The organism is Pseudonocardia sp. 73-21 (genome assembly GCF_001899645.1).
Classification (GTDB): Bacteria; Actinomycetota; Actinomycetes; order Mycobacteriales; family Pseudonocardiaceae; genus Pseudonocardia.
In genome coordinates this window covers 1-11,474 of record NZ_MKVV01000049.1, presented here as the reverse complement: position 1 = coordinate 11,474, position 11,474 = coordinate 1, and the positions used below count along the sequence as shown (strand labels likewise).

12 protein-coding genes and 1 pseudogene are annotated in these 11,474 nt (G+C 70.5%); 8 read left to right on the top strand and 5 right to left on the bottom strand.

What is annotated here, in order from left to right; translation table 11 throughout:
- The 6 genes and pseudogenes from BGP03_RS16005 to BGP03_RS15980 form a co-directional block, all read left to right on the top strand.
- Positions 1–175 (top strand): annotated as a pseudogene (locus tag BGP03_RS16005) (methane monooxygenase); the annotation flags it as partial.
- A 109-nt stretch (positions 176–284) separates the two neighbouring features.
- A complete protein-coding gene (locus BGP03_RS16000) occupies positions 285–1,352 on the top strand; it encodes a 2Fe-2S iron-sulfur cluster binding domain-containing protein (protein ID WP_298798733.1) in 1,068 nt (355 codons plus the stop codon).
- Complete coding sequence (locus BGP03_RS15995; RefSeq protein WP_298798734.1) at positions 1,349–2,545, top strand: aromatic/alkene monooxygenase hydroxylase subunit beta; 1,197 nt, start codon at positions 1,349–1,351, stop codon at positions 2,543–2,545. Before BGP03_RS16000 ends, BGP03_RS15995 begins: the two co-directional genes overlap by 4 nt.
- Positions 2,542–2,916 (top strand): propane 2-monooxygenase effector subunit MimD, encoded by a 375-nt coding sequence (mimD, locus tag BGP03_RS15990; RefSeq protein ID WP_296367073.1) that lies wholly within the window; start codon positions 2,542–2,544, stop codon positions 2,914–2,916. Before BGP03_RS15995 ends, mimD begins: the two co-directional genes overlap by 4 nt.
- A gap of 113 nt (positions 2,917–3,029) precedes the next feature.
- Entirely contained in the window at positions 3,030–4,715 is a 1,686-nt protein-coding gene (gene groL, locus BGP03_RS15985) for a chaperonin GroEL (protein WP_296367070.1), read from the top strand.
- Positions 4,716–4,718: 3 nt separating this feature from the next.
- Complete coding sequence (locus tag BGP03_RS15980) at positions 4,719–5,816, top strand: amidohydrolase family protein (RefSeq protein WP_296367068.1); 1,098 nt, start codon at positions 4,719–4,721, stop codon at positions 5,814–5,816.
- 66 nt (positions 5,817–5,882) lie between these two features.
- Here the strand turns inward: BGP03_RS15980 and BGP03_RS15975 are convergent, their stop codons facing one another.
- Positions 5,883–7,220, bottom strand: coding sequence for an MFS transporter (locus BGP03_RS15975; protein ID WP_296367067.1), 1,338 nt, complete (start codon positions 7,218–7,220; stop codon positions 5,883–5,885).
- A gap of 77 nt (positions 7,221–7,297) precedes the next feature.
- Positions 7,298–7,903, bottom strand: coding sequence for a gamma-glutamylcyclotransferase (locus BGP03_RS15970; RefSeq protein WP_296367064.1), 606 nt, complete (start codon positions 7,901–7,903; stop codon positions 7,298–7,300).
- Positions 7,904–8,016: 113 nt separating this feature from the next.
- Between BGP03_RS15970 and mtnA the strand changes: the two genes are divergently transcribed.
- Complete coding sequence (gene mtnA / locus BGP03_RS15965; RefSeq protein ID WP_298798737.1) at positions 8,017–8,964, top strand: S-methyl-5-thioribose-1-phosphate isomerase; 948 nt, start codon at positions 8,017–8,019, stop codon at positions 8,962–8,964.
- The gene (locus BGP03_RS15960; RefSeq protein ID WP_298798735.1) at positions 8,961–10,070 is read left to right on the top strand and encodes an MFS transporter; all 1,110 of its coding nucleotides are present in this window, start codon (positions 8,961–8,963) and stop codon (positions 10,068–10,070) included. Before mtnA ends, BGP03_RS15960 begins: the two co-directional genes overlap by 4 nt.
- Positions 10,071–10,126: 56 nt before the next feature.
- On the opposite strand, the gene BGP03_RS15955 is transcribed toward BGP03_RS15960, so the two are convergent.
- From BGP03_RS15955 to BGP03_RS15945, 3 genes are all read right to left on the bottom strand, one after another.
- Positions 10,127–10,519 (bottom strand): type II toxin-antitoxin system VapC family toxin, encoded by a 393-nt coding sequence (locus tag BGP03_RS15955; protein ID WP_296367060.1) that lies wholly within the window; start codon positions 10,517–10,519, stop codon positions 10,127–10,129.
- Positions 10,516–10,815 (bottom strand): type II toxin-antitoxin system prevent-host-death family antitoxin, encoded by a 300-nt coding sequence (locus BGP03_RS15950; protein WP_296367057.1) that lies wholly within the window; start codon positions 10,813–10,815, stop codon positions 10,516–10,518. The genes BGP03_RS15955 and BGP03_RS15950 overlap by 4 nt, the downstream gene beginning before the upstream one ends.
- A gap of 44 nt (positions 10,816–10,859) precedes the next feature.
- Positions 10,860–11,474: MBL fold metallo-hydrolase (locus BGP03_RS15945; RefSeq protein WP_299736628.1), on the bottom strand; the 615-nt coding region annotated here is incomplete at its 5' end.

The following is an 11,474-nucleotide window of genomic DNA, read 5'->3' as shown; positions in this document are numbered from 1 at the left end:
CCACCTCGACTTGAACCCCAAGAAGATGTGGACGCTGGACCACCTGCGTCGCTGCCCGCCGTGTGGTAGCCCGAACGTGGCTATCAACAACATGGACGCTGCCGGAAAGGCCGCGTTCCACGCGGACTACATCCGTCAGGGTCCCGCCGGACGACCGGCACCCGCGAGCGCCTGAGCGCGGGTCAGGTGAGGGGGGAGGGCCGGCGGCGCCACCGTCGGCCCTCCCCCTGCCAGGCCCCTTTCAGACTGATGTCGACAGTTCTACCGGTGAGAGGCAAGTAGTAATGGGCGAGAAACACACTGTCCGGTTCGAACCGGTAGGCATCGAGATCGAGGTCGACGAGGAACAGAACATTCTCCGCGCCGCGGCCGAGCAGGGCGTCCAGCTCATGCACGGCTGCAAGGAGGGCCAGTGTGCGGCCTGCAAGTCCTTCGTCCTGGAGGGCGAGGACATCGAGTACGACTCGTACTCGACGTTCGCGCTCCCGGACTACGAGAAGGAGGAGGGGTCCACCCTCCTGTGCAGGGCGCACGCCTACGAGGACCTGGTGATCGAACTCCTCAACTACGACGAGGAGATCATCAGGTCCGGCCTCCCCCTCAAGAAGGGGGTCGCGGAGGTCGTTTCGAACGAAGCCGTCACGCACGACATGCGCCACCTCGTCCTCCGGCTCGTGGAGCCCGAGGAGATCAAGTTCTTCCCCGGTCAGTACATGGACATCATGGTGCCGGGCACCGACGAGAGCCGCTCGTTCTCGATGGCCAACGTCCCCCAGCAGGGGGGCAGCGGCGGACTCTTCGAGTTCGTCATCAAGATCTATCCGGACGGGTTGTTCTCCGAGTTCCTGGCCTCCAAGGTCCAGATCGGCGACCGGCTCGACGTCGAGGGTCCGTTCGGGACCTTCACCCTGCGCGAGAGCCGCACCTCCCCGCTGATCTTCGTCGGCGGTGGGGCCGGGCTGGCTCCTGTACTGGGCCTGCTCCGATCGATGGCGGAGCGCGGCGTCGAACGACCGGCCGTCTTCTACTACGGGGCCCGCCAGCAGCGGGACCTGTGTTTCGAGAAAGAGCTTCGGGAGCTCGAGGAGAAACTGCCGAGCTTCCGATACGTCCCGGCCCTCTCCGAGCCGGCCGGTGACGACGAATGGAACGGCGAGGTCGGATTGATCACCGACGTCGTCCGTCGGGGTGAGCCAGATCTGAAGGGGAGGGAGGCCTACGTCTGCGGGCCTCCTCCCATGGTGGACGCGGCAATCCCATTGCTCACGGAACTCGGAGTTCCGGAGCAGTACATCTTCTACGACAAGTTCACCACCACCGGTGAACCAGGAGAAGGCGAGGACGGCAAGTGACGACAGACTCGACGACGCGACCCGAACGGAACGTGCCACGGCCGACGTTCACGGACGCCGAGGCCGGAGCACAGGAGTTCCCCGACTCCAGCGCGAGCGCCCGCCGGTACAACTACTACAAGCCGGCGAAGCGCAAGCAGACCCACTATGAGGACGTGACGGTCGACGTCCAGCCCGACCCGCGCCACTACCTGGCGCAGGGCTGGATCTACGGCTTCGCCAACGGTGAGGCGGGCTACCCGCTGACCTGGACGAAGCTCAAGGCGTGGGGCGTCGACAAGCCCGAGCCGCAGCGCGGCCCCGGCTCCGGCGGTCTCCCCAAGAACTTCGAGTGGCCCGCGCACGGCTGGCACGAGTTCCGGGACCCCAACGAGGAATGGGAGATGACGTTCTACCGCTACAACGCGAACGTCGTCCGCCAGACCACCCAGAACATCGAGAACGCCCGCCAGGCCAAGGCGTTCGACAACTGGACCCCGAACTGGAAGACCTTCGTCGAGCGCAACGTCGGCGCGTGGATGCACATCGAGCACATCCTCGGCCTGTACGTCTTCGCGGCGATCAACCGGTCGTGTCCGACCAACATGCACAACACGGCCATGGTCGTGAACAGCATGCACAAGATCCGGTTCGCCCAGGACCTGGCGCTGTACAACCTGACGCTCTCCGAGGAGATCGAGGGATTCGACGGCAGCGCCCACGTCGACGCGTGGAACAACGACGCCGAGTGGCAGGGCGTCCGGAAGGTCGTCGAGGCGCTCACCGCGGTCGACAACGACTGGGGTGAGATGGCCTTCGCCACCAACGTGGTGTTCGAGCCGCTGATCGGCGAGCTGTTCCGGTCCAACCTGGTGCAGCAGGCCGCGGCGGGCAACGGGGACTTCGTGACCCCGACCGTCATCGGCGCCGGCGAGTACGACTACTCGCAGCGTGACCTCCGTTGGACCGAGGCCTGCTTCGCCCCGCTCGTGTCCGACAAGGAGTTCGCGGACCACAACAAGGAGCTCATGCAGGGCTGGCTGTCCAAGTGGACCGCTCTCTGCATCGAGGCGGCCCGCACCATGCAGCCGCTGTGGTCGCAGGCCGACCACAAGCCCCCGCGTTTCGAGGATTCTCTCGACCGCGCGAAGAGCCGCTTTGCCGGCATCGTGACCGAACTCGGCCTCGAGCCCCCGAAGGAGCTTTCACTGTGACCACTTTCAAGACCTCCGAGAGCCCGTTCAAGGCCAACAACACGGCCTCGAACATGGCCGGTGTGACGCTGATGAACAACCAGGTCGGCGTCGTCGTGGCGGAGGTGATGGACCGCCAGGAGAACGTCACCATCACCCACCTGCCGTCGATGATCCGCGTCGACTGCGTCGGCCGGATGGATTTCGTCTACGACGAGATCTCCGAGGCACTCGGCGAGGAGGAGGGCTTCTACGACGCCTCCGAGTTCGAGGAGAACATGTCCACGCACTACGGCAAGATGATCCACATGGATGACCGGACGGTCATGTTCGGAAATCTCGAGGAAGCCGCCGAGTTCATCGGCGACATGCTGCCTCCGCAGGTCAGCTGATCTGAGTCGTACCCGGGTCGCCACCCACGCAATCCGGTGTGGGTGGCGACCCGGCCTGCTGTTAGTCGTACTTCCCCGCGCAGAGCACGATCCGATTTCTCCAGGAGGGCCCCGTGGCCAAGGAACTCAAGTTCGGACAGGAAGCCCGCGATCTGCTGAAGGCCGGTGTCGACCAACTGGCCGAAGCGGTGAAGTCGACGCTCGGCCCGAAGGGTCGCAACGTCGTCCTGGAGAAGATCACCGGCACGCCGGAGGTCACGAACGACGGTGTGACCATCGCGCGGGAGATCTACCTGAAGGACCCGTTCGAGAACATGGGCGCGCAGATCCTCAAGGAAGCCGCCATCAAGACCAACGACATCGTCGGTGACGGCACCACCACCGCCACGGTGATGGCGCAGGCGATCGTCCGCGAGGGCATGAAGGCCATCACGTCCGGTGGTAACCCGGTGCTGGTCAAGCGCGGTATCGACATCGCGGTGAACGCGATCGTGGCGCACCTGTCCACCGTGGCGCACCCCGTCGACAGCGTGGAGGACCTCTCCCGCGTCGCGGCCATCTCCGCCAACGACGACGAGTCCATCGGCCGCGTCATCGCGCAGACCCTGCACACCATCGGCGACGACGGCGTCATCTCCGTCGACGACGGCCCGGTGCTCGGCCTCGAGGTCAAGTTCGTCGAGGACTTCGAGTTCGACAACGGCTACGTCTCGCCCTACCTGGTCACCGACCCGGGCAGCATGATGGCGATCCTCGACGACCCCTACCTGCTGCTGTCGTCGGAGAAGATCACCGACGTCCGCTCGTTGATGCCGATGCTGGAGCGGGTCATGCGCGACCCGCGGCCGCTCGTGATCATCGCCGAGAAGGTCGAGGGCACCGCGCTGCAGATGCTGGTGCACAACCACGTCAACGGGCACCTCAAGGTCACCGCCATCCAGGCCCCGGGCTTCGGTGAGAAGCGCGTGCACATGCTGGAGGACATCGCGGCCCTGACCGGCGCGAAGGTGCACTCGAAGGCGTCGTCGTTCTCGCTGGAGCAGGTCACGCTGGAGCACCTCGGCCGGGCCGGGCAGGTGCGGGCCACCAACGAGCACACCGCGATCATCGGCGGCAGCGGCACCGCGGAGGCCGTCGAGACGCGGTTGTCGCAGCTGCGCGCCGAGATGAACCGGGCGAGCATCGGCACCGACGAGGACTGGCTCAACGACCGCATCGCGCGGCTGTCGGGCAAGGCCGCGATCATCTCGGTCGGCGCCCCCACCAACGCCGAGCTCAAGGAGATCCGCCACCGCGTCGACGACTCCCTGCAGGCCACCCGGGCCGCGATGGCCGAGGGCATCGTGGCCGGCGGCGGTTCGGCACTGCTGCACTCCGAGCCCGCGCTCGACGCGCTCGACGTCTCCGGTGACTACCGCATCGGCGTCGAGATCGTCCGGGCCGCGCTCACCGAGCCGGTGCACCTCATCGCCTCCAACGCCGGCTACGACGGCGACGACGTCGTGAAGCAGGTGTCGGCGCTGGGCGTCGACGAGGGCTTCGACGCCCTCGAGGGCCGCTTCGGGAACATGCTGGAGATGGGCATCATCGACCCGCTGCGGGTCGTGCGCTCCGCACTGCAGAACGGTGCCTCGGTGGCCGGTCTGATCCTCACCACCAACTCACTGGTGGCCGAGGAGCAGACCCCCTGGAACAAGGCCCTGATGACCGAGTACGGCCCCCTCGACGACGGCATCCCGCAGCCGTCTCCGGATGCGAGCACCCCCCAGTCCATGGGACTGGGGCCGCAGGTGGGGTAGCCCGTGTACACCGTCGGGGGCGAGAGCTACCTGGTCATCGACGCCCAGGTGCACATCTGGGACGCCAGCCCGCACAACCAGGCCATCCCCGACGGTGAGGTCTACGCCCTGGACCTCCTTCGCCGCCACCGCGAGCTCGACGGCGCCGGCGTGCCGCCGCACGAGGTGGAGCGGGTCACCGAGCAGAGCCTCAACCGCGACGTGTTCGGCGACGGCTACGTCGACCGGGCCGTCCTGCAGCCGGTGGTGCTCGGGGACCTGTTCGTCCTCGGGTTCTCCCCGCTGGAATGGCACGCGGAGATGGCCGGCTGGATGCCCGACCGGTTCGTGCTCAGCGGTGAGCTCGACCCGGGCGGTGGCCAGCCGGGGGCCCGCGGCATGACGCCGCGGGTGCGCCGGTTCGACCTGCGTGGCCTGACGCTGTGCGAGCGGCGCCGGCCGGCCGGGCGGCTCTCGCTCGCCGACCCGTGGTTGCGCCGCGTGCTGGCCCGCTGCGGCGAGGCCGGGGCCGACGTCGTCCACATCGGGGTGGGGCCGTCCACCCGGCCCGCCCCGTGGCGTCGCGACAGCGAGGAACCCGTCGTCACGCCGCCGAAGGTGCCGCGCTGGGCCGAACCGGTGCGGGCCGGGTCCGCGCAGCCGGTGCGCGCCGGCGCGGCCGCCCGCGTGGCTCCTCCGGGCTTCGACGCCCGCCAGTTCCGGGACCTGGCCCGGGCCCTGCCCGACATCCGGTTCGTGCTGGGTGCGGGCTGCCTGCCCACCGACCAGCTGTGCCGGCTCGCGGCGCTGCCGAACGTGCACGTGATCCTGACCGAGATCCTGCCGTGGATGGAGTCGCGCGACTTCGCCCACGCCTTCGGCTCCCTGCTCGTGGCGTTCGGCGCGGAGCGGCTGCTGTTCGGCAGCGGCTACCCGATGATGCGGCCCGGCCGCCTGGTGCGGGAGCTCGCGAGCTACCGCTTCCCGCCCGGCCTGGGCCGCCGCTACCCCCGCTTCGACGCGGCGGCGGTGCGGGCGGTGCTGGGCGGGAACGCGGCGCGGCTCTACCGCATCCCCGACGCCCAGCCCGCAGCCGCACCGGTGGCAGCGGCCGGCGCCTAGGAGCGCGCTGAAGAACTCGGGCGTACTGCGCGACGCTCGCTACGGCCGGAGTTCTTCAGCACCCTCCTAGACCGACACCGGCTCGCGGCCCGGGATGTCGGTCGGGTGCGAGATGGAGATCCGTGCGGTCTCCGGCATCAACAGGATCGGGACGATGGCGATCGCGGCCGCGCCCATCAGGTAGTACGCGAGGACGTAGACGTTGCCCGTCGCGCCGATCAGCGCCTCGATCACCAGTGGGGCCGTCCCGCCGAAGAGCGCCGTGGACAGCGAGTACCCGATGGAGAAGCCTCCGTAGCGGTTGCGCGTCGGGAAGATCGCGGGCAGGGCCGATCCGATCGTGCCGAGCATGAGCAGGAGCAGCAGGCCCAGCACGGCGACGCCGACCGTCACCGGCAGCGGGTCCTTCATGCCGACCAGCGCGATGGCCGGGTAGCTCAGGACGACGAACCCGATGGCCGACGCGAGCAGCAGGGGCTTGCGACCGACCCGGTCCGACAGCGCACCCACAGGGGCGATCAGCAGCATCATCACGAGCATGACGCCGATGAGGATCAGCAGCGCCTCGGTGTCGCTGATGCCCAGCACCTGGGTCAGGTAGGTCGGCATGTACGTCAACAGCGCGTAGTCGGCGACGTTGAGGAGGATGACGAAGCCGATCAGGATCAGGATCTGCGGCCACACGCTGCGCACGACGTCCTTGAAGGGCGCGGTGGACGTGTCGCCCGACGCCTGGGCGTGCTGGAACGCGGGCGTGTCCTCGAGCTTGTTGCGCAGGTAGAACCCGATGAGGCCCAGTGGGCCGGCGATCAGGAACGGGATGCGCCAGCCCCAGCTGTTGAGCGACTCCTCGGGCAGCCCCAGTTGCACCGCCGTCGCCAGTGACGCACCCAGCACCGTGCCGGCCAGCGTGCCGAACTCCAGGAAGGAGCCGAAGAAGCCACGCCGCCTGTCCGGCGCGTACTCGGCGATGAACGTGGCGGCGCCGCCGTACTCGCCTCCGGTGGAGAAGCCCTGCACCAGGCGGCACAGCAGCAGCAGGATCGGGGCGAACACCCCGATGACGGTGAAGCTGGGGATCAGCCCGACGCAGAAGGTGGCCACCGACATCATGACGATCGTGGTGGCCAGCACCCGCCGCCGCCCGAACTTGTCCCCGAGCGGGCCCAGGATGACCCCGCCCAGCGGCCGCAGGATGAAGGGGATCGCGATGCCGGCGAACACGAACAGCCGTTGGGCGGTCGGGCTGGCCTCCGGGAAGAAGTTGATCCCGATGCTCGCGGCCAGGTAGCCGTAGATCGCGTAGTCGAACCACTCGATGGCGTTGCCCATGGCGGCGCCGGCGACGGCTCGGCGGACCGTCCGGAGATCCGGCTCGGCCGGTTTCTGCAGGTCCGTACCCATGTGTCCTCAGCCCCTTGGTCCGTTTGGCGGATGAGGCTAGTGGCGGAGGGAGGGGTTCGCAGGGTCTGGCGGAGCGTTCAGGGGTGCCGGAGGCCGTCGCCCGCCGCGGGCTCGCCCGCGAGGCGCCGGGCCACCGACTGGGGCACGTCGGCGCACCGCACCGGGCGGCCCCCGACCAGCAGCGGCCGGCGGGCGGGCCCGAGGCCCAGGTAGACCCACGGGGCCTCGATCACGGTGCCGTCCTCGGTGCGGACCTCGCCGGTGTGCAGGCGGGCCAGACGGTGGCGCTCGCCGCGGCCCTCGCACACGTCGAGCACCGCGATCTGCTCGGGTGTCGCCAGCCAGACCGCGTGCTCCTCGACGACACCCGGCGCCGCGGCCAGGACGGCCGGGCGCTGGCCGTCGCGCGCGCGGAAACCGGCCGCCCACACCGCCGCGACGCCGGTGGTGCGCACCCGCAGCACCACCACGGGCTCGGGCCCAAGTCCCAGCTCCGCACGCAACCACGTGATCTTCGACGGGCAGCGGTTGGAGCCGTAGGCCAGCACCGGTTCGCGGTCGCCACCGGGCAGGGGGCCGTACTCGTCGGGCCGGTAGGACCGGCGGTCGACGTGCACGAACGAGGTGGGCGGCACGACGCCCGGGTAGGGGTCGGCGGGGAAGTCGGCGTCGGGCCAGGGCACCCGGCCACGCTAGCGCCGTGCCCAGCGCGTCGCCCGCGGTCGAGCGGGCCCGCCGCCCAGGGGGCCACTGCAGCTGGTCGGCACGCCTCCCCCTTCCGTAGGGTCGGCGCGTGCTGCCGAGGACGATCGACTGGGTGGACGGCCGGATCGTCATGGTCGACCAGACCGCGCTGCCGCAGGTCCGCCTCGTCACCGTCGACACGGTGGACGGGCTGGTGGACGCCATCCGCAGGCTCGTGGTCCGGGGTGCGCCCGCGCTCGGCGTGGCCGGGGCGCTGGGGGTGGTGCTCGCCCACCGGACGCTGGACGGCCCCGGGCGCGACGCGGCGATCGCCCGGATCGCCGCCGCCCGCCCGACGGCGGTGAACCTGGCCGTCGGGGTGCGGCGGGCCGCCGCCTCCGACGATCCGCTTGCCGCCGCCCTGACCGTCCGGGACGAGGACATCGCCTCCTGCCACGCCATCGGTGACCGCGGAGCTGCTCTGCTCGCCGAGCTGTGCGGCCCGGGCCCGCTGCGCCTGCACACCCACTGCAACGCGGGCGCGCTCGCCTGCGTCGAGTGGGGCACGGCGCTGGGCGTGGTGCGCTCCCTGCACGAGGCCGGACGCGTCGCGTACGTCGTCGCCGACGAGACGCGCCCGCTGCTGCAGGGCGCCCGCATCACCGCCGTCGAGCTGGCCGAGATGGGCGTGGAACACCGCGTCGTCGTCGACGGGGCCGGGCCGTCGGTCATCGCGCGCGGGCTCGTGGACGCCGTGGTCGTCGGGGCCGACCGGGTGGCCGCCAACGGCGACACCGCCAACAAGATCGGCACCTACCCGCTCGCGCTGGCCGCGGCCCGCGCCGGCATCCCGTTCCTGGTGGCGTGCCCGGAGTCGACGGTGGACCCCGCCACGTCGTCCGGCGCGTCGATCGAGATCGAGGAGCGCGACGAGGCCGAGGTGCTGACGGCGGCGATGCCGGAGGCGACCAGGGCGTGGAACCCCGCGTTCGACGTGACGCCCGCGGATCTCGTGACGGCCGTGGTCACCGAGCGACGGGTGTGGCGGCCCGGCCCGTGAGCTCCTGGTCCTTCCGCCTGGCCATGGTGGCCACCGTCCTGACCTTCGGCGGGTACGCGCTGCTGCTGCCCGTCGTGCCGCTGTGGGTGGCGCGCGGAGGCTCGGGCGCGTTCGGGGCGGGGGCGACCACCGGCGTGCTGATGCTGGTCACCGTCACCACGCAGCTCGCCGTGCCGTGGCTGCTCGCGCGTATCGGCCATCGCGCGGTGCTGGGTCTCGGCGCGCTGCTGCTCGGGGCCCCGGCTCCGCTGCTGGCGCTCTCGCCGGACCTCGTCCCGGTGCTCGCGGTGTCGGCCGTGCGCGGGGTCGGGTTCGGGCTGGCGACGGTGGCCGGGAGCGCGATCGTGGCCGAGCTCGTGCCGCCGCAGCAGCTCGGACGGGCCTCGGCGCTGTACGGGCTGGCGGTGGGCCTGCCGCAGTTCGTGCTGCTCTCGGCCGGGGTGGCCGCGGCCGAGCGCCTCGGGTTCACCCTCGTGTTCGTCGTCGCCGGGGTGCTGCCGCTCCTGGGTGCGCTGGCGGCGGTGGCCGTGCGCGTCCCGGTGCGGACCGAACGCCCGCCGCACGCCGCCAGGCCGGTGCCGCCGGCGTGGTGGCCGGTGCTCGCGATGCTGGTGTGCGCCACGGCCCAGGGCGGGCTGATCACATTCCTGCCGTTGGCCGTGCCCGACGCGGGCACTGCCGTCGCGCTGGCGCTGCTCGGCACGGCCGCCGGCGGGCTGACGGGGCGCCTCGTCGCGGGGGAACTGGTGGACCGCCGCGGCTGGGGCGGCCGGCTGCTGCGTCCCGGCGTGCTGGTGGCGGGGGTGGGCATGACGGTCGAGGCGGTCGTCGGGGCGGGGCCGCTCGTCGTCGTGGGCGCGGTCGTGGTCGGTCTGGGGTTCGGGCTCGTCCAGAACGACGCCCTCACGACGTTGTTCTCCGCGGCCGGCCCCGAGCGCTACGGCTCGGCCAGCGCGGCGTGGAACATCGCCTACGACGCCGGGACCGGCGCGGGCGCCGTGGGCCTGGGTGCGGTGGCGGAGCCGTTCGGCTACGCGGCGGCGTTCGGCACGTCGGCGGCGCTGCTGGGCCTGGTGTCCCTCGGCCGCAGACCTCGCAGCCCGTGAGTCTCGTCGCAGCGCGCCGGCGGGCTGCGAGGTGGCGTGGCGGGCTGCGAGGTGGGTCAGGCCGGAGCGGCCGTCGCCAGGCCGTGGGCCTCCGCCGCCTCGCGCAGGCGCGTGTCGTAGGTCAGGAGCGCCTCCACGTCATCCCGGATCAGGAGCGCTGTGGCGAGATGGATCGCGTCGAGGGAGCGGAGCATCGGGTCGGGCAGGCGGCCGGCGGATTCGATCACGGCGTCCGAGATGGCGAGCAGCTCGATCTGGCCCAGGATGATGTCGGTGCGGGGCAGACGGGCAGGTTGATGGCGCAGCACACCACGGCGTGCCTCCACCACGAGCAGGCTGCTCGACACCAACCCCCCGTCGGGATGACTGTCGAGGTACAACTGCAGAGCCGCCGACCCTGCCTCGTCCAGCACTGTCTTGAGGAACGCGGACGTGTCCAGATAGATCAATAGCGTTCCTCGTCGCGCATCTCCTGCAGTACCTCGGAGAGGGTCCGCTCGCCCGGTTCTGGTGGGAGCGGTGGATGCACGCGGAGGTACGTGCGGAGATCGCCGTTGGCGGGGCGCACCTGTCCGGCGGCCACCATCTGCTGGTACACCGACCTGGGCTCCTCGGCCGGTACGAGGTAGGCCACGAGTTCTCCACGATCGGTGACGGGGATCCGCTGGCCCGCCTTGGCCATGGCCACGTAGCGCGAGGCGTGCTGGCGCAGCTCGCGGATGCCGATGCTCTCCGGCTCCTTCATCGACCCAATGTAGCACCTAGGTGCTACATTGGGTCGAGAGTTTCTCAGCCGCCCTTCGCGATCCACTCCTCCAGGTGCGGGAGCTCCGCGCCGATGGACGTCGAGTCGCCGTGGCCCGTGCGCACCGTGGTGTCACCGGGGAGTACCAGGAGCTTGCCGCGGATCGAGTCGATGATCGTGTCGAAGCTGGAGTACGACCGGCCGGTGGCCCCGGGCCCGCCTTTGAAGAGCGTGTCGCCGGTGAACACCGTGCCCAGCTCGGGCGCGTACAGGCATGACGAACCGGGGGAGTGCCCGGGCGTCTGGATCACCTGCAGCTCCACGCCGCCGACGGTGATCTTCTGGCCGTCGGACAGCTCGCCGTCGGGCTGCCGGTCCGGCCACGTCATGTCCCACAGCACCTTCTCGGCCGGGTTCAGCCAGATCGGGGCGGAGAACCGGTCGGCCAGCGTCGGGGCCTGGTTGATGTGGTCGTCGTGTGCGTGGGTGCACACCACGGCCACCACGCGACGTCCGGCGACGGCGTCGGTGATCGCGTCGGCGTCGTGCGCCGCGTCGATGACGATCACCTCGTTCTCGTCGCCGACGATCCACACGTTGTTGTCGACGTCCCACGTGCCCCCGTCGAGGGAGAACGTGCCGGACGTGACGAGGTGGTC

Excerpts from the sequence above, each read along its gene's own strand:
- BGP03_RS16000 (WP_298798733.1), top strand. The coding sequence starts at position 285 with ATGGGCGAGAAACACACTGTCCGGTTCGAACCGGTAGGCATCGAGATC.
- BGP03_RS15975 (WP_296367067.1), bottom strand. The coding sequence starts at position 7,220 with ATGGGTACGGACCTGCAGAAACCGGCCGAGCCGGATCTCCGGACGGTC.
- BGP03_RS15950 (WP_296367057.1), bottom strand. The coding sequence starts at position 10,815 with ATGAAGGAGCCGGAGAGCATCGGCATCCGCGAGCTGCGCCAGCACGCC.